This is a genomic window from Pantoea sp. SO10 (genome assembly GCF_005281435.1).
Taxonomy (GTDB): domain Bacteria; phylum Pseudomonadota; class Gammaproteobacteria; order Enterobacterales; family Enterobacteriaceae; genus Pantoea; species Pantoea leporis.
In genome coordinates, this window is record NZ_CP040096.1 from 319,193 (window position 1) to 343,012 (window position 23,820).

A 23,820-nucleotide genomic window follows, 5' to 3' on the forward strand; every position below is an offset into this window, starting at 1 on the left:
TCTGCTCTCCTTAGTATGCGTTCGCGGGCTGCCAGTCAGGAATGACCGGCAGCGCCTGTAACAGTTTTTGCGTCCACGGATGCTGCGGCGCGGCGAACACCTGCTGCAGCGCCCCGCTCTCCACCACTTGCCCGTTCTGCATCACCAGCACGCGATCCGCCAGATGCTGGATCACGCCGAGATCGTGAGAGATAAACAGCAGCGCGGTGCCGTGTTCGGCCTGCATATCGGCCAACAGATCCAGCACCTGCGCCTGCACCGAAACATCGAGCGCGCTGACCGGTTCATCGGCCACCAGCAGCGCCGGATTCGGTGCAAAAGCGCGCGCAATCGCCACGCGCTGGCGCTGACCGCCGGAAAGCTGTTGCGGGTAGCGCTGCAGGAAGCGGTCGCCGAGCTGCACTTCATCGAGCAGTTGACGCACGCGCTGACGCCGCGCATCGCCGTAAATTCCGGCACTATCGAGGCTTTCGCCGATAATTTTCTCTACCGTGTAGCGCGGGTCGAATGAGCTGAACGGATCCTGCGCGATCAGCTGCAAGCGCGCACGCCGGGCGCGGCGCGCTTTCTCCGGCAGACGATCCCAGCGCTCACCTTCCAGCAGCAGCGTGCCGCTGTCCGGTTCGGTTAAGCCCATCACCACTTTCACCAGCGAGGTTTTGCCGGAGCCGGATTCGCCGACCACGCCAAGCGTCTCTCCGGCGTGCAGCGTGAAGTTGATGTCGTTGAGCACCAGGCGATCGCCATAGGCTTTATGCAGGCCGATGCCTTCCAGCAACGGTGCGCTGCTGGGTGTCGGGCGCGGCGGCAGCGGCGTCGGCTCAGCCGCGCTCAGGCGCAGACCGCGCGTGGCGGGCGTTGGCACCGCGCGCAGCAGGCGCTGCGTCCAGGCGTGTTGCGGACGATGGAGCAGCGGACCGCTGTTGCCCTGCTCCACCACTTCGCCATCGCGCATCACCAGCACGCGATCCGCCAGTTCCGCCACCACCGCCAAATCGTGGCTGATCAGCAGCAGGCCGTGGCCGTAGCGGCGGCGCTGCGCCAGCAGTTGCAGAATCTGGCGCTGCACCGTCATATCCAGCGCGGTGGTCGGTTCATCGGCGATCAATAAGGTTGGCGTACCGGCCAGCGCGGTAGCAATTAACGCACGCTGGCGCTGGCCGCCCGAGAGCTGATGCGGATAGCGTTCGAGGCGGCTTTCGGCATCGTGAATGCCCGCCGCCTTCAGCAGTGCGAGGCTTGTGTCCTGCAAATTGTCGCGATGACCGGCGGCGCTTAGGGCATCACTCAGCTGCTGACCAATGCGGCGTAGCGGATCGAGCGACACCAGCGCGTCCTGCAACACATAGCCAATGCGGCGACCGCGCAGCGCGCGCCAGTCGCCGCGGCTGGCGTGGCGCATATCGCGGCCGTCAATGGTGAAACGGTCGGCGGTTAACACTGCGCCCTCCGGCAGCAGGCCAAGCAGGCTGCGCGCGGTCAGGGTTTTGCCGGAACCGGATTCCCCGACCAGCGCCACGGATTCGCCCGCCGCGACCTGCAGGTTGAGGTTTTTCACCACCTGCTGCGGCCCGAAACGAATCGAGAGATTCTGGATATCAATAAACGGCTGGCTCATGCGGATCGTCCTTCAAAACGTGCCTGCCAGTAACGACCCAGCGTATTCACCGCAATCACCGTCAGCGTGATAAAAACGCCCGGCCACACGGCGATCCACCATGCGTTACGCAGATAATTGCGTCCTTCCGCCAGCATCAGGCCCCATTCGGCGGTCGGTGGCTGCGGCCCCATGCCGAGGAAACTCAGTCCGGCGGTACCGATAATCGCGGTGCCGAGCCCCAGCGTGGCCAGCGCCGGCACCTGCGCAATGGCGTGCGGCAAAATGTGGCGCGTGATCAGCGTGAAACGTGACAGGCCAAACGTACGCGCCTGCTCAACATAGCCGGAGGTCATCACGCTGTAGGTTTGTGCCCGCACCACGCGGGCAAAACGCGGCACCGATGCGACGCCGAGCGCGATAATCAGGTTGTTAGTGCCGGGCCCGGTAAAGGCGATCAGCATCAGCGCTAGCAGCAGATCGGGAAAGGCGGAAATCACATCCACCGTGCGGCTCAACAGCTCATCAACTACGCCACGCGCCAGCGCCGCCGCCAATCCCAGCAAGGTGCCAAACACCACCGCCAGCGCCATCGCCGCCACGCTGATCAGCAGCGAATAGCGGCTGCCGTAGATCACACGCGTCAGCAGATCGCGTCCCAGCTGATCGGTGCCCAGCCAATGCTGCGCCGACGGCGGCAGCTGCGCGTTAACCGGATCGGCCAGCAGCGGATCGCTGTGCGCCAGCCACTGTGGCGCGATCACCGCGATAGCCAATACAATGAGAAACAGAATCGCTGCCCATACCGCGGCGGGCAGCGCAACCGGGAGACGTTGCAGCACGGCAATCATGATTTGCTCTCCCCGCGCAAACGCGGATCAATCCACAGTGATAGGATGTCAACCAGGGTGCTCATCACCACGTAGATCAGCGCCGAGAGAATCGCTACCGCCAGCACCATGGGTAGATCCTGCGCCAGCACTGCATCGACGGTCAGTTTGCCAAGGCCGGGACGACCAAATACCTGTTCAGTAATCACCGCGCCGCTCAGCAATCCGCCCACCAGCCAGCCGGTTAACGTGACCGCAGGCAGCGCCGCATGACGCAGCGCGTGGCGCAGACGAATAGTGGTTTCCCCCACGCCCCACGCGCGCAGCGTCAGGGTGAATGGCGCATCCAGCGCGCGCTCCAGCTCGCGGCGCAGCAGCTGAGCGATCACCGCGCCCTGCGCCAGACCGAGCGCAAGCGCCGGTAGCACCAGCGACGATAGCGAGCGATCGCCCGCCACCGGGAACCAGCGCAGCGTAAAGCTGAAAATAAACAGCAGCACGATGCCCATCCAGAAAGAGGGCGTGGAGGCCAGCAGCAGCTCGACACCGTTAGCCACGCGGCGACCAATGCGACGATGCGCGGTGCCGACGGCAATCACCACCGCAAAAATAATGCTGACCAGCAGCGCCGCCAGCGTCAGTTTGATGGTGGGCCACAGCTGCGTGGCCAGCAGATGGCTGACTTCAGTGTTGAGCATGTAAGAACGACCAAAATCGCCGTGCAGCACGCGCCACATATAGTGTAGATATTGCCACCACAGCGGTTCGTTCAGGCCCCATTCGGCGCGGATCGCCGCCTCAATGGCTGGCGTACGCAGCTGCTCACCGATCAGCAGGCTGACGATATCGCCCGGCGCCAGATGCACGCCGAGAAAGGCCAGCGAAACCGCCGCCCACAGCACCAGAACGCCGCCCAGCAGGCGGCTGACGATACGGCGCGTCAGGTCGCTGCGCCACACCGATGGCCGACGCGCGCGTGGCGTGCGGGTGACAATGCTTTCCAGACTCATCTTCGCCTCCTGTTAGTGGTCGCTGAGCCAGATGTCGTACGCGTTCTCCGGCATCTGTTTAAAACTGCGGAAACCGGCACCGTGCACGTAGCTGGCGGTGGCGATCTGGTCTTCTGGTTCATACAGCGGGATCGCCAGCGCCTGCTGTCGCAGCGCGTATTGCTGCAGCTGGCTGTAGAATTTACGGCGCTGATTAATATCCAGCGTCGCTGCCGCCTGATCGAGCCAGCCGTTGATTTGCGGGCTGTTGATGCGGCTGTAGTTAATCGGCCCGCCAGCTTTTACCGGTCGATAGTGGTTTTCGATATCGATGCCGTCGGTTTCGGTATTCGAGTTAGCAATCGAGCCGAAGTGGCCGGTGTTGCGCACCTCGGTGTAGGTGCCAGAATCGACGTAGCGCAGTTTGATCTCCACGCCGAGACGCTGGCGCGCCTGCGCCTGAACCGCCTGCAGCAGCACATCACGCTGATCGCGCACCGTTGCCTGCGCCTGAATCACTTCAATGCTCAGACGCTGGCCGTCTTTAGTGCGGAAACCGTCGCTATCGCGCGTTTGCCAGCCCGCTTCATCCAACAGCTGGTTGGCGGCAGCGGGATTGTTACCATACTGACCTTCGAGATCGTTGTTGTAGAGCGGATCGACCGGCGAAGTAATCCCCCACGCGCGAGTGCGTTCGCCGCGATACACCGACTTCAGCAGCGGATCGATATCCAGCCCTTGTAGTAACGCCTGACGCACGTTCACATCCTGCGTCGGGCCGTATTCCACATTAAGGAACAGTGAATACGGCGTGCCGGTATTCAGCGCGTGCTGATAAGTGAAGTCGGGATTGTCTTTGAATTCACCGGCGTCATTGCCGGAAATCCCTTCAATCGCGTCCAGCTGCCCAGACAGCAGCGCGCCGGTACGCACCGAGGATTCCGGCAGGAAGCGATAGGTCACGCGTTCCAGATAGGCCGGGCCTTGATGCTTAGCGGTGGCGGGCGCCCAGTTGTAGTGCGGGTTGCGTACGAATGTCACCTGCTGGCCTTTTTCGTAGCTCTCGATAATAAACGGCCCGGTGCCCGCAATCTCTTTGCCACCGGCTTTCAGCTGCGGCGAGTTCCAGCTGGCCGGTGCCAGAATCTGCAATTTGGCGGCGAACGACAGGAACGGCGAATAGCCCTGCTTCAGTGTGATGGTGACGGTGTGATCGTCTGGCGTCGCCACGCTGGCAATTCTCGCGCCCAATGCGCAGATGCTGCTGCCGGCGCAATACTTTGCATCCTGCACATGGCGGAAATTCTCGGCCACCGCATTGGCATCCAGCTTCTCGCCGTTGGAAAAGGTGACGTCGCGGCGCAGGCTAAAGCGATACACTTTGCCGTCCGGACTGACCTCATAACTTTCTGCCAGCCAGGGTATGAAACTGCCGTCGGTTCGACGCGCCAGCAGCGATTCCCACACGTTACGCAGCGTCACTTCCGCTTTGGATTGCCCATTCAGCTGCGGGTTAAACGGCACGGGTTCAGTTTCGACGCCGAAGGTTAAGCTGCCGCCGCTGCGCGGTTGCTCAGCGGCAAAAAGAGATGCGCTTCCCAGCAGGCAGGTCACACCCAGCGCGAGAGTGATTGAATTCGCTTTCATAAGATCCTTGGTGGTTGCAGGTGCTTTTTTAGTTATTCAGGCGATTTTGGCGATGGGTTGATCGGCTGGCGGGTTGAATTCCTTTTTCAGAAACACCAGCGCTTCGCCTAATGGATTGGTGCGGTGATGGAACGGTTGATAACCGCGACGCAGATAGAGCTCGCTCAGCCATGGATGCTTGATGGCGGTGGCGAGATAGACGCCCGGCGCTTTCAGCGTCTCTTTCAGCAGGGTTTCTTCGGCGTAGGTGATGATGTCGCGGCCGTAGCCCTGCCCTTTGTAATCAGGGTCGACGGCGAACCAGTGGATAAACGGCAGCGACGAAGGCGCATGTTCATCCTGCTGCCACGGAAAACGCACCGTGACGGTCGCCACCGCGCGTTTCCATTTGCGCAGCACCAGCACGGTTTCCTGCTCGATGACGCGGCGCACCTGCTCGACGTTGCCCTGTGAAATGGTGAAATGCACATCCAGTGCCACCAGCGCAGCATAGGCGCGTTGCAACAGGGCAAATATTTCTTCCGCATCGTCGGGCTTGGCAACTTCAATTAGCTGACTCATGGTGACCGTTTCCTTATTCAATCCTGCCGAAAGTATTAAAATCCGGCGGATTAAAGTAAACCGAGAATAACGGCAATCGATTTGTTGAATATGGGAAATGGTATTTTATTGCGATGCAATAATGCCCACGGAAATAAAACCCTCGTAGGGTCGCAATTAATGGCGTAATGACTGTCAGTTAAGCAAGCATTTTGCTTTGAACAGGTAGCGGGCTCTGACACATCTGCTGCGTCACGGGCCGTCCTCGCGCCGCTTACGCGGTACCTTCGGCTTCAACGTTGTGCCAAACGGACCGTTCGCGGATCGGCCGTCCTGGCCGGCCCCGAACTGCCTCACGCATCCCTGCGTGAGGCTCCTGGCCCAACGTAAAAGCCTCAGCGCTGCGGATAGCCCTTTTGCCGCAGCAGACGCGCCAGCGCCTTTAGCAAATGTGCCCTTTTCAAAAACACGCACAGAAGTTTAAGCAGGCCGGGGCCACTTTTGGGCAGGCAATCCGCAGCGCTGAACGAAGCGAGGAAGCCAGGAGAGCCCGCAGGACGCGGGCGAAAGGCGGAGCCGGAACGGGCGATATTACGGTTTAGTTACCCACACATCGTAAACGCTTTCTGGCATCTGCTTATAGCTGCGGAAACCGTAGCCGTGCACGTAGCTGGCGGTGGCTAACTGATCTTCCGGTTCGTAGAGCGGCACTGCCAGCGCCAGCTGCGGTAGCGCGACCTGCTGCAGTTGGCTGTAGAAATCGCGGCGCTGCTTAAGATCCAGCGTGCTGGCGGCTTTATCCAGCAAGCCATTGATCTTCTCATCGTTGACGCGGCTGTAGTTAATTGCGCCGCCCTGAGCGATCGGACGATAGTGGTTTTCGATATCCACGCCATCGGTTGGCGTGTTGGAGTTGGCGATGGTGCCAAACTTGCCGCTTTTACGCACATCAGCATAAGTACCAGAATCAACGTAGTTCAGCTTGAGATCCACGCCAAGACGCTGACGCGCCTGCGCCTGAATCGCCTGCAGCAGCACATCGCGCTGGTCGCGCACCGTTGCCTGTGCCTGAATCAGCTCAATGCGCAGACGCTGGCCATCTTTGGTGCGGAAGCCTTCGCCATCGCGGATTTTCCAGCCTGCTTCATCCAGCAGCGTGTTGGCCGCATCCGGATTGTTGCCGTATTTGCCCTCCAGCTCTTTGTTGTAAAGCGGATCGATGGGCGAAGTAATGCCCCACGCGCGGGTGCGTTCGCCGCGATACACCGACTTCAGCAGCGGATCGATATCCAGACCTTGCAACAACGCCTGGCGCACTTTCACATCCTGCGTCGGGCCATATTCCACGTTGAGGAACAGGGAATATGGCGTACCGGTGTTCAGCGCATGCTGATAGGTAAAGTCGGGATTGTCTTTGAATTCACCGGCATCGTTACCGGAAATGCCTTCAATAGCATCAACCTGACCAGACAGCAGCGCGCCAGTGCGCACCGATGATTCCGGCAGGAAGCGATAGGTCACGCGATCAAGATACGCTGGTCCCTGATGCTGCGCGGTGGCCGGCGCCCAGTTGTATTTCGGGTTTTTAACGTAGGTCACCTGCTGGCCTTTCTCATAGCTTTCGAGAATAAACGGCCCGGTGCCCGCCAGATCTTTGCCGCCCGATTTCAGCTGTGGAGATTTCCAGCTGGCCGGCGCCAGAATCTGTAAGCCCGCAGCGAAGGACAGAAACGGTGAGTAGACCTCTTTCAGGGTGATCACCACCGTGTGATCGTCCGGCGTTTCAATCTTCTCAATATGCGAACCCATCAGGCACAAACTGGTGCCGGCGCAGTATTGCGCGACCTGAGTTTGACGGAAGTTATCAGCCACCGCGTTGGCATCAAACTTCTCGCCGTTAGAGAAGGTGACGTCCTGACGCAGATTAAAGCGGATCACTTTACCATCCTGGCTGGCTTCATAACTCTGCGCCAGCCACGGCACAAAGCTGCCATCCGGGCGGCGCGCCAGCAGTGATTCCCAGAAGTTACGCAGCGTGATTTCCGCTTTGTCCTGACCGTTAAGCTGCGGGTTAAAAGTGGTCGGCTCGGTTTCAACACCGACCGTCAGGCTGCCGCCGCTTACCGGTTGGTCGGCGGCTACCGCGTTAATCGTGCTTCCCAGGAGGCTAAAACCTAATGCCAAAGCTATTGAAGTGAATTTCATAGTGTCCTTGGTAATTGCAGGTAAATATTATGTAAGGCCTTAATCTGGCCTGTATTAATTCCCGCTGAATTATTAAAACCCGGACAAATAAATGTAAAACGACAATAGTGGCAATCGATTTGTTGGATTTGGCAATTCACCAGTCAGCGAAAAAGCAGATTATCGTGACAGGCTCGCCGGTAGCTGAGGCACGCCAGTTAAACCGCGCAACCCGTACTCGACCATCGCCATATAGACCGCAAAATAATCCAGCGCCATCTGCATAAAGGAGAGATGCAAAATGAGCGTATTACTGGTTTTATTCAGCGTCAGCAACCCGGCTGCTTCAGCGTCCTGCAGGCAGCGTTTAATGTGCGAACGCGAAACCCCACATTTCACTGACGCTTTCAGATAGTTGTACTCAATAACAGTGGTTTTTTGTTGCAGACTCTCGATGTACAGATCCATCAACAGCATGTGCCCGGCATCCCTGAAAATGAAGGCTTTACTCTCTGGCACCATATCGAACAAGTAAACATGCTTGAGCGTGATTTCAGCGTAATTTTTGAAGTATTCGGCATGAAAGTTTTCCATTTTCAGGCAAGCCGAAACATCGAAATCGTCGTACAACATACCGTAAGGAATCATCATGGTATTAATTAAAGCCCGCGTTTCATCCAGCGCTTTGCGGGTCACCGTGTAGGTTAACTTTCGTTTATCCTGCGCGTCCTTTTTAACTTCCATACGCCCACCGACCCGAATAAAGAGCAGAAAGGAATCAATAGTGTTGTCGCTAATCAGACCGGTTTTTTTACAAAAGTCTTTTACATCACGCAGCGTTGGGTTTGCTGAGGTGAAGGCGTACGCCATGATGGCCGAGCCAATAATAAAGCGATTAGCTTTGAAAATGACTTTAAAATAGAGCGGCTTAGTCAGATACAATCTGAACAACAGTTTGTAATGCTTCTGCATAACTAATGAGATGTTGTCATTTGACTTAATCTCGGCTGCGCGTTGGTGAATTAATGCTGTGAGTTGCTGTTTGCTTTTCATATTGCTGTGTGGTGTGCCTGGTTATCAATTATAAAATTTTTAGAAAATCACTCTCATGCTCCTGGATTTATTTAAATCCTGTTGAGAGGCGGTTGATGATGCTTTATGGAGGTATTATTTCTGAGGTTAATATTTTAAGATTAACATGGGTCTTTTTGCCCTTCTGGGCACGATCTTACCATCAATGGACTATTTTATGTAAAGCTTGATTTATTCTGAGCTGACATGCCCATTTCTAAGCCTGAAAATTGATCTTTGTTTTTACAATTATTTCATTAAGTTAGGTCGCGATATTTCCTCAAGTATTCCCTTTGTAGCACGGCTTAAAAAAATTAACCACAAAAATGGACAGTGACTTAACAAAGCCCCTATGAGAACTTTCTTAACGCACGGTTATTCCACTTGGTTAAGTGAGACTGGTTTATAGCTAAGCCGATTCATACAGGGAATATCCGACAGATTTTTGATGGAATTTATAAGGATATATCATGGAAGACTCACCGCATAAGACACTGCGTCACGGCCTTTCAATGGCTATTTTAAGCCATAACACCCTGGTGAAAAAACTCGCTTACACACTGATTATAATGGGTTTTATTTCCATGCCAGTGGCATGGGCGAATATGAGTGTCTATCCGATGGAAGCCACCCTAAATAATCAGGGTGCGGCACAGGTGCAGACATTATCGCAAAGCGGTGAAGCGCAGTTTATTCGCGTCAGCATCAAGCGAATTGAGCGCCCTGCAACACCGTTTGAAAAAGAAATATTGGTTGAAGATGCCGTTTCGCCATCGCTTATCGCCACTCCGGATAAATTCGCGCTGGCTTCCGGTTCACAACGCATTATTCGGCTGATTTCATTACAACCGCCAGAAAAAGAGACTGCCTGGCGCGTTTACTTCGAGGCCGTGGCTGCCCCGGATGAATTGAAAGATAAATCGCCGCAGAATAATAACATCAGCAACCAGGTCGGCATCAATTTAGTCTGGGGCGTGCTGGTACATATTCCGCCGCGTAATGCCAGATTATCGCTCACGCAATCAGCATCAGGCGAAGTCAAAAACGCTGGCACGGTTCGCGTAGTGATTCGTGAGGTCGCGGTTTGCTCAAAACAACATAGCAGCAGCAGCTGTCAGTGGAAAAAAGAACACGCCACGGTTTATCCGGATGAGACATTGCGTTTTAAAGCCTGGAGTTCGGCAGAATTAGCCGCTGCTCAGGAAGTCAGAATAAAACATGTTGATCTCAATACGCGGAATATCGCCGAGTACGTTATAGGACACTGATCAACACGTATTAAAGGAATAACAACCTGTTTGTTATAAAGCAGTTCATTACCCATGAGACGGTCATTTACGGCCAGTACAAGGATTTTCACGGAGCTACAAATGCAAAAATTAATCAAACCACTAGTCATCGCTGCTGCGTTAACGGCTGTATTTAATGCACAGGCGGTGCAGAAAGATATTACGGTGAATGCGAATGTTGATTCGACGGTGGATATGACGCAGGCGGACGGAACCGCATTACCCGGCACCATTAATATGCAATATATTCCGGGCCGTGGTTTATCTACCTATTCTCTGGACACCAAAATCTGGTCGAACTCGCAAACTGCCAATATCAACGTTGCGCTGGTGAGTGCCGCTCAGCTTAACAATACCGTTACCGGTACAGCGGTACCTTTGACCGTCACGCTGGGTGCGGATTTAAAACCGATCACCACCACGAACACGGCCCTGACTTACGCCTCGCTGTTCCCGGCGGGCACCGCAAACGGTTCGTCAGTATTGCCACTGAAAATTTCGCAGACCACGCCGGGCGTGCTGGCAACCGGCACCTATTCCGGCGTTGTGAGCCTGTTAATTACGCAGGCCACCACGCAGAGCTAATTTGTCGGCATTGACTGATCAATTATTTCGGGGGCCGCTCGGCCCCCTTATTATTCTTTTTCAGCAGGATGCTGTAATGAAGGTCAATATTCACGTCGCTTTAATAGCCTCTTTCATTACCCTGATCCCTTCTCTTGCTCCTCGTGCTGCCACGCAGGTTCCGCCTGGTTTTGAATCGCTGGTTACCGGCCAGACGCTGTGGGTCAACCTTTTTGTTTACGGGCAATCGCTTGGCTTGTTTGAAGCTTCTGTTTCGCTGGATAGCGTCAGGTTCTTGAAACCGCATCAGGTTGCACGGGCGGTGATGCAGCATTATCAAAAGGATCCGCAGCAGGAAAAGCGCTTAAACCATCTCATCAGTGAACCTTTGGCACGCAACGGTAATAAGGCATGCAGCAGCAACGGCGGCGCAGCGGGCTGTGACTATCTGGAGACCGATTCCCTCGCGCTGATCTATGACGAAAATAATGCCAAAGTGGCGCTGTTTCTCGGCTCGGAATTTGTGCCGCTTGCGGCTGACAACTCATCGCCCTATTACCAGCAGACCGCCGAAACGGAAGCGGCGTTTATTCATCAGCAGAATATTAACTTCGTCACCAACCGCGATGACCAGACGTTATCGCTGCAGGGGGCGGGCGCGCTAGGATTCACTGAAAACAGCTATGCCGGAATTGACTGGGACTATCTGGCGCAAAAATACCGGCAGCAAAGTCATCAGGAAGTGCGTTTTAACAACGTGTTTCTGCGCCGCGATCTCGGCAAACGCTATTATGTGCAGGCCGGACGCATGGATTCGCGCGATATCTTCAGCAACGCCGGCGGCAACATTACCTTAAGCCAGCTGCCGCTCAGCACCATCGAAGGGGCGCGCGTGGGATCGACGCTCGCCTGGATGAACCGCGCACAGGCGGCGCAAGGCACGCCGGTCACTGTCTTTATTACGCGCCCGTCGCGTATTGATGCTTATCGCGGGCAGCAACTGCTTGGCACCTTTTACCTCAATGCCGGCACGCAAAATCTTGATACCAGCGCCTTTCCCAATGGTAGCTATAGCGTGACGCTACGTATCTATGAAGATAATCAGTTGTCGCGTACCCAACAGGTTCCTTTCAGCCGCACCGGTAATGCCACCAGCCAGAACATTGAATGGTTTGTGCAAGGCGGCTCCATTCCCGATCGCGAGATGCAGGGCAACGGCGCTGCATCGCAATCGGGTGCCGATCGCCGTGTGATGCAGGCGGGCATCAAAGTGCCTGTGATGCAAGACGCTGCGCTGACCGGCGGTGTCGCCGTGACCAACCGCAACCGCTTTATTGAAAGCGCACTCGACTGGAGCCACGGATTTGATAATCCCCTGCTCGACGGCATCCTCACCACCCGCTTTAGCTACCTGAAAGGCAGCGAAGGTTCGCGCGGCAATATCCAGCAGGTCGCTTATAACGACGGATTCTCCCTCAGTTTCTACCGCAGCGCCCTGTATGCGCAGGATTGCTACAGCAACAACGGTGGGCAATACGGTTTTAGCGGGTGTTACCAGAGCAGCAGCCTGATGTTCAGCGTGCCGGTGAAAAGCTGGTATCTGAATGCCGGTTACAGCGCCAGCAAGAACGAGGGCCGCAATGTACTTCCGGTGCAGTGGGATGATAACGGCATCGTGCCGCAGTGGGCGCGCCGCAACATCTACAGTAAAACGCAGACCACCACCTGGCAGGCTGGCCTGGGGCGCGGCTTCAGTGTCAACGGACTCAATATTAATACCAGCGCCAATCTCTTTACCCGCACCAGCAGCAGCGGAACTCAGCGCGACAACGGTGGCTTCCTCTCCGTCTCACTCTCGCGCGTCAGCACGCCAACCATCAATTCACGTTCGAGCTACAGTTCGCTCGGCATGACCTACCAAACCGATCGCAACAACAAGGATCAGATTGGCTATAACGTGGCGCAAAACTGGTATTTCGATGCGCAGAATCAGCAGGAGATCGGCGTGAACCTTAACGGTAATCAGGAAAATACTTTGAATGCTTCCGTTTACGGCAAAACTGCGGGCGAATACGGCAGCGGCAGCCTGGCATTCAGCTCTGCGTCGTCCGGTTCATCCGCTCAGCGCTTCAGCAGCAGCGGCAGCTACAACTCCTCATTGGCGGTAGCGCGTTCCGGCCTCTATTGGGGCAAATGGGGCAACGGCCTGCCCGGGGCGGCGGTGGGCGTACATGTGGCAAGCAGCGATGAAAGCCGCGACACGAGGGTGGATGTCTCCGTTGATGGTGCGGGCAGCGCCAGCCTGCACGGCACCGGCCGCACGTTATTCAGCGTACCGGCTCACACCCAGAGCGCGATCAGCATCAACGATTCCATCGAATCCACCGACGGCATGCGCAGTGAAATCACCCAGGGTGCCGGACGACGCACGCTGTTTATCGCGCCGGGCCGCATGCTGGTGAGCAAAGTGAATATTGTTTCGCGCTACACCTGGCTTGGCAGGCTGATGATCAATCAACAGCGTCCACTGGAAGGCGCCACGCCGCTGAATGTCGCCAGCTGGTCCGGTTTAGGCCAGGGCGGATTCAGCGCTGAGACCGATCACCGCATAAAAAATCTGTACATGGTGCGCGGCATGCAGATGTACCGCTGTGAAATGAAGGTGAAAAGCACCCATGACGTAGTGCGTTATGTCGGCGACAGCGACTGCAAACCCATCGAGCTGGCTTCAGTGCCGCAGGATGTGCAGCAACGAGCAAAAATGCTGATTGTCACCCGCCAGGCGGATGAGGTTCCGCTGGCACGTACCACGTCGTCTTCGCCGGAACAATAATAGGGATTTTAAATGAAAAGTAGAGTTATTCGCGCGCTGACGCTGTTGGCCCTCATCGCGGGCATGCAGGTGCAGGCCGCCATGCTCACGCCTTCAGGGCGCAATACCAGCGTTGCCGTAACCTTTGACCGCATGTCAGTACCGGCGCAATTGCCGATCTGGACCAATGAAAATGGCGGTTACGATACCAATGACGCACCAAAATGGGGCCGCAATACGCTGGTTTGCCAGTCGCGCACCAGCAATCAATATGGTGCCTGCCTGACATTACCTGTCTGGCTGGAAGCGTCGCCGTCACCCTATCCCGTGCCGCTGTTGTTTACCGAAAGCAGCACCAAACAGACGTTGGTACTGAATGTCTATCTCACCAAAAGACGCTCGCTGAATAATGTGGTGGTGGCGACCAATCTGGTTCCGATGAATGCCTTTGGCGGGGCCGTCACGCCACGTGGCGATGGCACCGATTATTCGGCTTATCTTCCCTCTTCCGAGCTGAGTAAATTCCCATCGGCGGGCACCTGGAGCGCGACGCTGAAAATGTCGCTGATGCAGTGGCCAGTGACGTCCTGCACCGGAAATTCGCAAAACGTAAACGTGGGTTGTACCAATGTGACGAAAATGGGTGACTGGATCGCCAACATGACCTTTAAGGTGACAGATTACGGCAACCAGCAGATCTATCTGCCGGAGTTTGGCAATGCAGCCGCCACTGTGGATCTCGGTTTAAAAACCTTCCCCGGAGCGCGCGCCACTACCACCGTTAGCGGCAGCCGTTCGCTGGATATGTGCCTGTACGACGGCAATAATTCTGACAGCAACCGGGTTAGCCTGTTGTTTCAGGACGAAGGTGCAGCCGCGCCCGGCCGGGGAACGGGGTTGTTTTCGCTATATCGCACAGGCGCGGATAAAACTCTGGCGCAAAATCGCCTCGATTATGCGATTGAAGTAATCAACCCGCTGACCAAAGCGCGTCAGGTGGTTGAGAACGGCAGTGAGATTATCTGGAGTGGCACCAACAGAGGTGTGTTGCGACGGGTTGTGTTACCGGGACAGAGCAATTCAGTGCTGTGCGTTCCTGCGCCGATGCAGCTTGTTACACCCGCCTTCACGTTATCGTCAAAAACAGCGGGGCGTTATCAGGGGACGTTGAGAATTATTTATACCCCGACGACGCAATAATGGCGCGGGCGGTAATGTCATAAAAACTGTAATTACCGAGCGCACACACTGTAGCGGCGCAATTTATTGCGCGATAAATCGCGCCGCTACGGAATGTGCGATGATTAGACGCAGCTATCAAATTATCGGTATTATGCATTAGATTTGTGATTTAAAAATTATTGGTGAAACGCTGATAGAGATGCAGGCTGTTTTTCAGATTGAGTTTTTTTACGATTTTATTCTGATGGCTATAGAGCGTTTTTTTATTTATCCCGGTTATTTTCGCCACATCTTCAATCGATTCGTAAGTGAATAAGCATCGCAGAAAGTTAAACTCCTTCCTGGTTAAATGATTATTTAATCCGGGAGCCGTCATTAGCTGGTCGCTCTTATGCTGGCACAGCATCATTGCCAACTTAGTACTAATGGTACCGGTTGAAGATTTTTTATCGATAAAACAATCGGCTGCGATGGCATGGCTGCTATAGTTAATCTTGTTTTTCACTGAATCTGAAAAGAAAATCAGCGTCGCGTTCAAGGTGATTTTTAGTCTGGTCAGATAATCTATCTGAGCCAGCGCCGCGCGGAAGTTTTCTGGCAGATCAAAAATAATGATTGGCGAAAGAGTGGCGGTTTTTTCCCTGTCACACATCAGCGCCTTCATTTCTCGAAGCGTATTACAGCACGTGATATTTGAATGTTCCAGCAGTGCAATTAAGCCCTGCTGGTGGTAGCAAGACTGATCCAGATAAATGACATCCATGATTAATTTCCGATAAATATCCCTAATTCTGCGAATACTATCGGCTTCCTGGCGGAAATTAACTGTCCATTTTTGGTGCTAAATGACTCACGCGGTCGACAGGTCGATTTAAAAGTAGGCCGGGTACAAAGTGTTACCTCTGTGCCCGGTCTGATTTCATACTAAAGCTTAGGCGCGCGCGGCAATGATGCTCTCAGCCACGTTGCGGGGTGCTTCCGCATAGTGCGCAAACTCCATGCTGTAAGTGGCGCGGCCTTGCGACATCGATCGTAGCGTGGTGGCGTAGCCAAACATCTCGGACAGCGGCACTTCGGCGCGAATAATGCGTGCACCAAAGCTTTCATCCATGCCTTGCAGCGTACCGCGCCGCGCCGACAAATCGCCCATCACGCCACCGGCATACTCTTCCGGCGTTTCCACTTCCACCTGCATCAGCGGTTCGAGGATCACCGGATCGGCCAGTTTCGCGGCGGCTTTAAAGCCAAAGATCGCCGCCATACGGAATGCCATCTCCGATGAATCGACATCGTGGTACGAACCAAACGTCAGCGTGGCTTTGATGTCCACCACCGGATAACCAGCCAGCACGCCGCTGTTCAGCGCTTCACGAATCCCCTTCTCCACCGAAGGAATGAACTCGCGCGGTACTACGCCGCCTTTGGTGGCGTCTTCAAAGGCAAATCCGGCCCCCGCCTGCTGCGGTTCCAGCGTCAGCACCACATGGCCGTACTGACCTTTACCGCCCGACTGGCGCACAAACTTACCTTCCACTTCACGCACCGTTTTGCGAATGGTTTCGCGATAGGTAACCTGCGGCCGACCGATGTTGGCTTCCACGCCAAACTCGCGCTTCATGCGATCCACGATAATCTCCAGATGCAGCTCGCCCATGCCGGAAATAATCGTCTGGCCCGATTCCTCATCGGTGTGCAGACGGAACGACGGATCTTCGGCCGCCAGCCGCTGCAGCGCCAGGCCCATTTTCTCCTGATCGCTCTTGGTTTTCGGCTCAATTGACAGCGAAATCACCGGATCGGGAAACTCCATGCGCTCCAGCGTGATCACCGCATGGGGATCGCACAGCGTTTCGCCGGTGGTGACCTCTTTCAAACCCACGCAGGCGGCGATATCGCCGGCACGAATCTCTTCGATCTCAATGCGGTCATTGGCCTGCATCTGGACGATGCGACCGATACGCTCTTTGCGTCCTTTCACCGCGTTCCACACGCTGTCGCCTTTACGCAGCACGCCGGAATAGACGCGCACAAAAGTCAGCTGGCCCACGTAAGGATCGCTCATCAGCTTGAACGCCAGCGCCGAGAACGGTTCGCTGTCATCCGCATGACGTTCATCGTGTTCGCCCTGCTCGTTGACGCCGTTCACCGCCGGTACGTCGAGCGGCGAAGGCATCAGCTCAATCACCGCGTCGAGCATGCGCTGCACGCCTTTGTTTTTGAACGCGCTGCCGCACAGCATCGGCTGGATTTCACCGAGCAAGGTGCGCTGACGCAATCCGGCAACCACCTCCTCTTCACTGAGATCGCCCTGCTCCAGATAGCGATCCATCAGTGCTTCGCTGGCTTCTGCCGCCGCTGCCACCATGTTCTCGCGCCACTCAGCAGCAAGTGCCTGCAACTCAGCAGGAATCGGCGCATAGCTGAAACTCATGCCCTGGCTGGCGTCGTCCCAGTAAATAGCGCGCATTTTGTTGAGATCGACCACGCCGCTAAAGTGCTCTTCCGCGCCGATGGGAATGACAATCGGCACCGGATTGGCGTGCAGGCGATCTTTCATCATCTGCACCACGCGGAAGAAGTCCGCGCCTTGACGGTCCATTTTATTGACGAAGGCGATGCGCGGCACATGATATTTGTTGGCCTGGCGCCACACGGTTTCAGACTGCGGCTGCACGCCGCCAACCGCGTCATACACCATCACCGCGCCATCGAGTACGCGCATTGAGCGCTCAACTTCAATGGTGAAATCGACGTGTCCGGGCGTATCGATGATGTTGATACGGTGCGGCGTAAAGCTGCCGTCCATGCCCGGCCAGAAGCAGCTCACCGCCGCCGAAGTAATGGTGATTCCACGCTCCTGCTCCTGCGCCATCCAGTCAGTGGTTGCCGCGCCATCGTGCACTTCACCTAACTTATGGCTCATTCCGGTGTAAAACAGGATGCGCTCGGTGGTGGTGGTTTTACCGGCATCGATGTGCGCGGAGATGCCGATGTTGCGATAACGTTCGATGGGGAGGGTTCGGGGCATGATGCGTCCTTAGTCATTCGACTCGTTCTGCGGCGCGCACCATTGCCCGCCGCTGCGCAACAGCCTAAACCTATTGTACGAGTAAATACGAACAGTTTGAGCCTTTTTTAAACATCGTTAAAATCTTGTAGGTGATTCAGCATTTACGGGCTGGAAAGCCGTCGCCGGTCACTTTAAGGTAAGACTTTCACTCTCAACGGGAAAATTGACCATGCGTATTCTGGTAGTCGGCGCCGGCGCCACCGGCGGCTATTTTGGTGCGCGTCTGGCGCAAGCAGGACGTGATGTGACTTTTCTGGTGCGCGAGCGCCGTTTTCAACAGTTGCAGCAAACCGGTCTGGTGCTGAAAACGCCCGGCGGCAGCGAAGTGATTCAGCCGCAGCTGGCGCAGGCCGGTTCGCTTGATGGCCATTACGATCTGATTATTTTGACGGTGAAAAGCTTCGCGCTGGATCAGGCGATGAATGACATCGCGCCCGCCGTCGGTCCGGACACGCTGATCATGCCGATCCTCAACGGCATGCGGCATTTCGATACGCTGCGCGCGCGTTTTGGCGACAAGGTGATTGGCGGCTTGTGCAAAATCAACGCCACGCTGGGAGAAAATGGCGAAGTGATGCAGATGACACCGCTGCATATTCTCTATTACGGCGCGCTGGACGGTCACAACGATGCGCGTTTGCAGCGCGTGGATGAAGCGCTGCGCGTGGCGCAGTTTGATACGGTGTTTGCCGACAACATCATCAGCGAGCTGTGGGAAAAATGGTTGCTGCTCAGCACGCTGGGTGCGGTGTGTTGTATCGCGCGTGGCAATACGCAACAGGTGCTGACGTCACAAGGTGGCGAAGCGCTGCTGCAAGGCGTTTTTGGCGAAGTGTTGGCGGTGCTGAGTGCGGAAGGTTATCAGCAGCGTCCGGCGGTGACGGCGAAGATTTATGAGACGCTGAACAATCCTCAAGCGGCGATGACCTCGTCAATGTACCGCGATTTAACCCAGGGCTTTGAGATTGAGGCCGATCAGGTGATTGGCGATCTGCTGGTGCGCGGCGCACGCAGCGGCGTAGTGACGCCGTTGCTGAACGCGGTGTATGTCAATTTGCAGGTGTATGTGCAGAACCGATAACGTTGGTCGCCATTCATGGCGACCGAAACATCACAACCGTGACTGCACGCCGGGCAACTGCTTCAGGCGTTGCCAACCGGCTTCCACCGCTTCTGGCACCTCGACGTGGCCAAGAAAACCTTTTCCGCGCGGCCCGTAGCCGTTTTCATCATCGCGCAGGCGCTGGATTTCACCCATCAGCAGCGACAGAAAACGCTCCATCGACCACAATCCTTGCGGCGGCGCGCCGATGATGCGCAGCATGCCCGCGTCCATCATCACCTGCGGCACAAATACCGGCCAGCTGATAAATTCCGGTGCATCCGCACGATCGCGCCATTGATAGCGGAAGGTTTCCCAGGTGCGACGCTGCATCAGCGGATCCTGCACCAGCAGCACGCGCTGCGGCTGCCAGCTGTGCTCATCCAGCAGCTTTTGGCTGAAGGCGGCGTTTTCCCCGCAGTTGCGTGAGGCGGTTTCCAGCAGTAGCAAATCGTCCGGCAGCGCGGCAAATACGCGGGCGACATCGCCCAGCAACTCGGCTTCGCTTTTGCCTTTGCTGTCGATTTGGCGATACAGCGGATGTGCGGCAAGCATCTCCACCAGCAGCGAGGTTGAGTGACCGGTGCCGCCGCTGATCAATAACGGCAGCTGATACTTTTTCGCCACGGCAATCACCGCTTCCACGTTCGGCAGGACCGCGTGACCAGCGAGAATGGCTAAATCGATGTCGAGCGTGCCATCTTGTGGCATCTGATCCAGCGCCAGCCAGGCCGCCAGGGTGTTGATATCCTGAATCTGATGGTTATTGAGCTGCATCCGGTTCTCCTCTTTTTACCTTTGGCAGTGTAGCGGCTTAAGTGCGTGTCGGCAGGGAAAAATTTGCTACACTCGCAGCTTAATCTTCAGGAGAGATTCATGACTGCGCGCTCCGTAACCCTCGACGATGTTGCTCATCTGGCTGGGGTTTCTTATCAAACCGTTTCCCGCGTCCTCAACCATTCCGAGCAGGTTTCGCCGCGCACCCGCGCCAAAGTAGAAGCCGCGATGCAGCAGCTCAACTATGTGCCGAATCGCGTGGCGCAGCAGCTGGCGGGCAAAAACACCCGCACGCTGGGTCTCGCCACCAGCGATTTAGCCTTGATGGCGCCCGCGCAGATCGCTTCGGCGATTCAGCAACGGGCGGCGGCGCAGGGTTATCATCTGGTGATCGCCATGGCGAATCCCGATAATGCGCCGCAGGATACAGTGAATGAACTGCTGGCGCAGCGCGTGGATGCGCTACTAATCAACCTGCCGCTCGATGCGGCGCAGGCTGCGCAGATTCAGCAACAGTGCGACAACAAGCCGGTGCTGTTTCTTGATGTGGAGCGCAGCGCTGAAGTGGCGCAGTGCCAGTATCAGAGCGAATCCGGTGCGCAGCAGGCGGTCGATCATCTGGTGGCGCTCGGCCATCGCCAGATTGGCGTGTTAAACGGCCCGGCAAGTTCTGCCTCGGCGCGCGCGCGTTTCGCCGCGTGGCAACAGGCGCTGGCGGCGCACCAGCTCAGGCCATTCTGCGTGCTGAGCGGTGACTGGAGCGCGGCATCGGGTTATCAGGCGCTGCTGGCGCGGTTGCCCAACACTCTGCCGCAAGCGCTACTGGTGGCTAACGATCAAATGGCGCTCGGCGCGATGCGCGCGCTGCATCAGCACGGCGTGAAGATCCCGGCGGAGATTTCGCTGATTGGCTACGACGATACCGCGGAAAGCGCGTGGTATCAGCCGCCATTAACCACCGTGCGTCAGGATTTGCAGCAGTTGGGCGCGGTAAGCGTTGATCGCTTGCTGGCGCAGCTGGAAGGTGGCGATATGGCAGAGGAGACGCTGGAAACCGAGTTAGTGTTGCGGGAAACCACCGCGACGCCGCAGCAAGATGAGGTGGATGTGGCGGAGATTGCGCAGCAGTTGCAGGTGTTGGCGCGCAAGTTAAAGCGCACCTCATAAATAAGTTTAGGTGCGCGAATTTGCGCACCTGGTCGTAATTACCCGAGTGCGAGTTTTACGGCGTCTTCTGCGTGAATCAAGGTGGTATCGAACAGCGGCACGCTGGCATCTTCCGCTTTTACCAGCAAGGTGATTTCGGTGCAGCCGAGAATGATCGCCTCTGCGCCCTGCTCCACCAGCTCAGCAATAATCTTGCGGTATTGCGCGCGAGATTCATCGCGGATCACGCCAAGACAGAGTTCCTGATAAATGATGTCGTGCACCACTTTACGACCGGCTGCATCGGGAACCAAAACGTCGATCTCCGACTGATTAAGTCGGCCTTTGTAGAATTCCTGTTCCATGGTGAACGCCGTTGCTAGCAAGCCGACTTTTTTTACGCCCGCCTGACGAATGCGCTGCGCGGTGGCATCGGCGATATGCAGCAGCGGAATGCGGACCGCATCAGTGATCTGCTGCGCGACTTTGTGCATGGTGTTGGTACAGAGCACAATAAAATCCGCGCCGCCCTTTTCCAGACTGAGCGCCGCTTCTGCCAGGATCTCGCCGGCTTTTTGCCACTCGCCAGCGGCCTGTAGCTTTTCAATTTCGTGGAAATCGACGCTGTACATCAGGCTGCGCGCGGAGTGCAAACCGCCCAGCTGCTGCTTCACCTGCTCATTGATAATACGGTAATAGAGCGCGGTGGATTCCCAGCTCATTCCGCCAATCAAACCGATCATTTTCATCTGCTTAACTCCGTTTTAAACATGCTGCTCAGCACTGTAATGGTTTTCCGGCCAGCGCGCTGCAGGAAACAACGATAAGCGAATATTGAACAGGTGGAACATTGGCGCAAACAGCGTGTTCTCCTGCAACGCTGCCGCTTCCAGCCGCAACAACAACGTATTCAATTCCGCTAACAATTCCGGCTGCGGCGCGGTTTGCAGCGATTTTAACCGACGCTTAAGAAACTGGCTCAGCTCATGGAACATCGCCGCGCTTTCGATGTGATGCGCCAGCAGCAGCTCACGATGACGCGTGTAATAGTCGTAGCAGTTTGCGCCCAGCCAGGCTTCGGCAATCAGATTGCCGCCGGAGACCAACTCCGGCACCGGATCAACACGCTTACGCGGCAGAATAATGTTGACCTTATCCAGCGTGCGCGAAACAAACTGCTGACGCGCGGTCAGCGTGACGCTGTTGAGCCGCACCGTGGCGGTAAACTGTAGCAGCTCGCGGATACCTTTGCGCACCGCGCGTTTGGCGGTCCACGACGGGCGCTTGTTGCGGATCAGCGCCGTGATCACCACCGCGAAGGTAATGCCCACCAGCGTCGAAAGAATAGCGTTCACTATAAGCTGTAGATCAGGCTTGAAGTTGTGGCTCATGCCAATCAGCCCGGGAATCTGCGTGGCGACAATCAGGCCAATCAGGTTGGTTGACGGATTGGCGATAACCAATCCCAGCGCCAGCAAGCCCGGCGCAAGGCAAATCACCAGCGCTTCGAAGGTCACCGCCTGCGGAATCAGCAAGGTGATATACAGCAGGCTGATCACCACAGAGATCAGCACCCCTTTCAGGAACAGTTTCATCGGCGCAATCGGGCTGTCCATGCCGGCAAAGAAGGAGCACAGCACCGCCGCCATCATCGGTGCGGTGGTACCATCCACCCAGCCGCTGCCGATCCAAAATACGCAGGTAACGAAGGTGGCAATAAACGCGGTAAACGACGACAACAGCAACAAACCCTTATCGACGTGTTTGTGCGCGCGCGCCATTTTTCCGGCTTTGACCGCGGGCGTCCATTCACTGACGCGCTCGCTCACGCTTTGATAGGCATCAACGATGCGCACAAAATTGAGTAAGCGCTCCAGCAATCCGCTCAGCAAAATGCTCTCTTCGCTGTTGAGCCTGCCCTGTTGCCACGCCCGTTTCAGCTGATCTTGCGCGTGGCTGAGCTGGTCGCGCACCGGCAGCTGATCTTCACCATTTAGCCACAGCAAAAATTGCTGAAACACCTCGGCGATAAAGTCGGGGAAACGGATTTGCTGCTGCGCCAGCAGATTGAGGCGCGATTCGATTGCCGTCAGCGTGGGGATGAAATAGGAGAGATGCTGATACTGCACGCTGACTAAGCGCACCAGACGCCGCGCGGCATCGCCTTCATACACGCAGTGCGTGATGAGCGTTTCGACGTTAAGCGGATAGTTGGCCATCTGAATCAGGATATCTTCGCGCTCCACCGACTTCTCAGCGGGCATCGCCGTGACCAGTTCGCTGCACAGCTTGCGCGCGTTCTGATACCACAGGTTCACGCTCTGCTCTAACAGATTGCGCATCGAGACCGGCCACAGCAGGCGATGCACCAGGCTGCTGCAGACGATAGCGACAGTGATCTCCTCAACACGCGAGATCACCGTGTAGGTGATGGCCGAGGGCGACACCACATCGGGAAAACCCATGATCGCCGCGCTGTAGCCCGCCAGCATAAACACATAGCTTTTCGGCGTGCGGTCGTGCAGCGAAAGATAGAGACAAACCGCGACCCAAAGGGAGATGCACAGGCTGAACAGCAGCGGATCCTGCACCGTGGCGGGGTAGATCAGTAGCGTAAACAAGCCGCCCAGCAGGGTGCCGAAGAAACGGAAAACCGATTTCGATACCGTCGATCCCGAATAGAGCTGCGAGGCAACGTACACTGTAGTCAGTGACCAGGCCGGTTTATCGAGATTGAGTTCCAGAGCAATGTAAAAAGCCAGAAAGGCAGCAAGACAGGTTTTGGCAGAAAACAGCATTGCGCTTCGTGAAAACCACTTCATAGAACGGGTAAAACCTTATGCAGGCAGCGGAATGGCTTATCCTGACAGAAGCTTTTGGCAATGGCATTTTGATTTGTTATACAAATTATTACCGTGCTAATTATATGGGCATCTATGGAAATGGCGGACGCGTTTGCTGATTACAGTGAATGATCCAGATCACATAGATAATAGTTATAAGCGATCAAAATTAGTTAT

At 56.0% G+C, this 23,820-nt stretch carries 18 protein-coding genes; 6 read left to right on the top strand and 12 right to left on the bottom strand.

The window, feature by feature from the left end; all coding sequences use genetic code 11:
* Positions 1 to 10: 10 nt before the first annotated feature.
* The 7 genes from FCN45_RS20975 to FCN45_RS21005 form a co-directional block, all read right to left on the bottom strand.
* The gene (locus FCN45_RS20975) at positions 11 to 1,618 is read right to left on the bottom strand and encodes an ABC transporter ATP-binding protein (protein WP_137387128.1); all 1,608 of its coding nucleotides are present in this window, start codon (positions 1,616 to 1,618) and stop codon (positions 11 to 13) included.
* Positions 1,615 to 2,448: an ABC transporter permease gene (locus tag FCN45_RS20980; protein ID WP_137387129.1), complete on the bottom strand. Its 834-nt coding sequence runs from the start codon at positions 2,446 to 2,448 to the stop codon at positions 1,615 to 1,617. Before FCN45_RS20980 ends, FCN45_RS20975 begins: the two co-directional genes overlap by 4 nt.
* The gene (locus FCN45_RS20985) at positions 2,445 to 3,437 is read right to left on the bottom strand and encodes an ABC transporter permease (RefSeq protein WP_137387130.1); all 993 of its coding nucleotides are present in this window, start codon (positions 3,435 to 3,437) and stop codon (positions 2,445 to 2,447) included. The genes FCN45_RS20980 and FCN45_RS20985 overlap by 4 nt, the downstream gene beginning before the upstream one ends.
* 12 nt (positions 3,438 to 3,449) lie before the next feature.
* Complete coding sequence (locus FCN45_RS20990; RefSeq protein ID WP_137387131.1) at positions 3,450 to 5,063, bottom strand: ABC transporter substrate-binding protein; 1,614 nt, start codon at positions 5,061 to 5,063, stop codon at positions 3,450 to 3,452.
* A 36-nt stretch (positions 5,064 to 5,099) separates the two neighbouring features.
* Positions 5,100 to 5,624 carry a GNAT family N-acetyltransferase gene (locus FCN45_RS20995; RefSeq protein WP_101761768.1) on the bottom strand — a complete coding sequence of 175 codons (525 nt, stop codon included), beginning with the start codon at positions 5,622 to 5,624 and terminating at the stop codon, positions 5,100 to 5,102.
* A gap of 570 nt (positions 5,625 to 6,194) precedes the next feature.
* A complete protein-coding gene (locus FCN45_RS21000) occupies positions 6,195 to 7,808 on the bottom strand; it encodes an ABC transporter substrate-binding protein (RefSeq protein WP_137387132.1) in 1,614 nt (537 codons plus the stop codon).
* Positions 7,809 to 7,967: 159 nt separating this feature from the next.
* Complete coding sequence (locus tag FCN45_RS21005) at positions 7,968 to 8,840, bottom strand: hypothetical protein (protein WP_137387133.1); 873 nt, start codon at positions 8,838 to 8,840, stop codon at positions 7,968 to 7,970.
* 488 nt (positions 8,841 to 9,328) lie between these two features.
* On the opposite strand from FCN45_RS21005, the gene FCN45_RS21010 reads away from it, so the two are divergent.
* From FCN45_RS21010 to FCN45_RS21025, 4 genes are all read left to right on the top strand, one after another.
* On the top strand, positions 9,329 to 10,126 hold the full coding sequence (locus FCN45_RS21010) for a fimbrial protein (RefSeq protein WP_137387134.1): 798 nt from the start codon (positions 9,329 to 9,331) through the stop codon (positions 10,124 to 10,126).
* 102 nt (positions 10,127 to 10,228) lie between these two features.
* Complete coding sequence (locus FCN45_RS21015) at positions 10,229 to 10,732, top strand: CS1 type fimbrial major subunit (RefSeq protein ID WP_101761189.1); 504 nt, start codon at positions 10,229 to 10,231, stop codon at positions 10,730 to 10,732.
* Positions 10,733 to 10,808: 76 nt separating this feature from the next.
* On the top strand, positions 10,809 to 13,544 hold the full coding sequence (locus FCN45_RS21020) for a TcfC E-set like domain-containing protein (protein WP_137387135.1): 2,736 nt from the start codon (positions 10,809 to 10,811) through the stop codon (positions 13,542 to 13,544).
* A 12-nt stretch (positions 13,545 to 13,556) separates the two neighbouring features.
* Positions 13,557 to 14,723 carry a CfaE/CblD family pilus tip adhesin gene (locus FCN45_RS21025; protein WP_137387136.1) on the top strand — a complete coding sequence of 389 codons (1,167 nt, stop codon included), beginning with the start codon at positions 13,557 to 13,559 and terminating at the stop codon, positions 14,721 to 14,723.
* A 151-nt stretch (positions 14,724 to 14,874) separates the two neighbouring features.
* Here FCN45_RS21025 and FCN45_RS21030 read toward each other — a convergent pair whose 3' ends face one another.
* Positions 14,875 to 15,468: a LuxR C-terminal-related transcriptional regulator gene (locus tag FCN45_RS21030; RefSeq protein ID WP_137387137.1), complete on the bottom strand. Its 594-nt coding sequence runs from the start codon at positions 15,466 to 15,468 to the stop codon at positions 14,875 to 14,877.
* A 168-nt stretch (positions 15,469 to 15,636) separates the two neighbouring features.
* Positions 15,637 to 17,733, bottom strand: coding sequence for an elongation factor G (gene fusA, locus FCN45_RS21035; protein ID WP_137387138.1), 2,097 nt, complete (start codon positions 17,731 to 17,733; stop codon positions 15,637 to 15,639).
* Positions 17,734 to 17,944: 211 nt separating this feature from the next.
* On the opposite strand from fusA, the gene FCN45_RS21040 reads away from it, so the two are divergent.
* Positions 17,945 to 18,856: a ketopantoate reductase family protein gene (locus FCN45_RS21040; protein WP_110867062.1), complete on the top strand. Its 912-nt coding sequence runs from the start codon at positions 17,945 to 17,947 to the stop codon at positions 18,854 to 18,856.
* Positions 18,857 to 18,886: 30 nt separating this feature from the next.
* On the opposite strand, the gene FCN45_RS21045 is transcribed toward FCN45_RS21040, so the two are convergent.
* Positions 18,887 to 19,654, bottom strand: coding sequence for a YdcF family protein (locus FCN45_RS21045; RefSeq protein WP_137387139.1), 768 nt, complete (start codon positions 19,652 to 19,654; stop codon positions 18,887 to 18,889).
* Positions 19,655 to 19,753: 99 nt separating this feature from the next.
* Between FCN45_RS21045 and FCN45_RS21050 the strand changes: the two genes are divergently transcribed.
* On the top strand, positions 19,754 to 20,821 hold the full coding sequence (locus FCN45_RS21050; protein ID WP_137387140.1) for a LacI family DNA-binding transcriptional regulator: 1,068 nt from the start codon (positions 19,754 to 19,756) through the stop codon (positions 20,819 to 20,821).
* A gap of 38 nt (positions 20,822 to 20,859) precedes the next feature.
* Here FCN45_RS21050 and FCN45_RS21055 read toward each other — a convergent pair whose 3' ends face one another.
* Both FCN45_RS21055 and FCN45_RS21060 read right to left on the bottom strand, forming a co-directional pair.
* The gene (locus FCN45_RS21055) at positions 20,860 to 21,549 is read right to left on the bottom strand and encodes an aspartate/glutamate racemase family protein (RefSeq protein WP_137387141.1); all 690 of its coding nucleotides are present in this window, start codon (positions 21,547 to 21,549) and stop codon (positions 20,860 to 20,862) included.
* 15 nt (positions 21,550 to 21,564) lie between these two features.
* Positions 21,565 to 23,622 carry an FUSC family protein gene (locus tag FCN45_RS21060; RefSeq protein ID WP_137387142.1) on the bottom strand — a complete coding sequence of 686 codons (2,058 nt, stop codon included), beginning with the start codon at positions 23,620 to 23,622 and terminating at the stop codon, positions 21,565 to 21,567.
* Between the last annotated feature and the right edge of the window lie 198 nt (positions 23,623 to 23,820).

Bases quoted from the DNA above. Each gene is read 5' to 3' on its own strand.
- FCN45_RS20975 (WP_137387128.1), bottom strand. From the start codon at position 1,618: ATGAGCCAGCCGTTTATTGATATCCAGAATCTCTCGATTCGTTTCGGG.
- FCN45_RS20980 (WP_137387129.1), bottom strand. From the start codon at position 2,448: ATGATTGCCGTGCTGCAACGTCTCCCGGTTGCGCTGCCCGCCGCGGTA.
- FCN45_RS20985 (WP_137387130.1), bottom strand. From the start codon at position 3,437: ATGAGTCTGGAAAGCATTGTCACCCGCACGCCACGCGCGCGTCGGCCA.
- FCN45_RS20990 (WP_137387131.1), bottom strand. From the start codon at position 5,063: ATGAAAGCGAATTCAATCACTCTCGCGCTGGGTGTGACCTGCCTGCTG.
- FCN45_RS20995 (WP_101761768.1), bottom strand. From the start codon at position 5,624: ATGAGTCAGCTAATTGAAGTTGCCAAGCCCGACGATGCGGAAGAAATA.
- FCN45_RS21000 (WP_137387132.1), bottom strand. From the start codon at position 7,808: ATGAAATTCACTTCAATAGCTTTGGCATTAGGTTTTAGCCTCCTGGGA.
- FCN45_RS21005 (WP_137387133.1), bottom strand. From the start codon at position 8,840: ATGAAAAGCAAACAGCAACTCACAGCATTAATTCACCAACGCGCAGCC.
- FCN45_RS21010 (WP_137387134.1), top strand. From the start codon at position 9,329: ATGGAAGACTCACCGCATAAGACACTGCGTCACGGCCTTTCAATGGCT.
- FCN45_RS21015 (WP_101761189.1), top strand. From the start codon at position 10,229: ATGCAAAAATTAATCAAACCACTAGTCATCGCTGCTGCGTTAACGGCT.
- FCN45_RS21020 (WP_137387135.1), top strand. From the start codon at position 10,809: ATGAAGGTCAATATTCACGTCGCTTTAATAGCCTCTTTCATTACCCTG.
- FCN45_RS21025 (WP_137387136.1), top strand. From the start codon at position 13,557: ATGAAAAGTAGAGTTATTCGCGCGCTGACGCTGTTGGCCCTCATCGCG.
- FCN45_RS21030 (WP_137387137.1), bottom strand. From the start codon at position 15,468: ATGGATGTCATTTATCTGGATCAGTCTTGCTACCACCAGCAGGGCTTA.
- fusA (WP_137387138.1), bottom strand. From the start codon at position 17,733: ATGCCCCGAACCCTCCCCATCGAACGTTATCGCAACATCGGCATCTCC.
- FCN45_RS21040 (WP_110867062.1), top strand. From the start codon at position 17,945: ATGCGTATTCTGGTAGTCGGCGCCGGCGCCACCGGCGGCTATTTTGGT.
- FCN45_RS21045 (WP_137387139.1), bottom strand. From the start codon at position 19,654: ATGCAGCTCAATAACCATCAGATTCAGGATATCAACACCCTGGCGGCC.
- FCN45_RS21050 (WP_137387140.1), top strand. From the start codon at position 19,754: ATGACTGCGCGCTCCGTAACCCTCGACGATGTTGCTCATCTGGCTGGG.
- FCN45_RS21055 (WP_137387141.1), bottom strand. From the start codon at position 21,549: ATGAAAATGATCGGTTTGATTGGCGGAATGAGCTGGGAATCCACCGCG.
- FCN45_RS21060 (WP_137387142.1), bottom strand. From the start codon at position 23,622: ATGAAGTGGTTTTCACGAAGCGCAATGCTGTTTTCTGCCAAAACCTGT.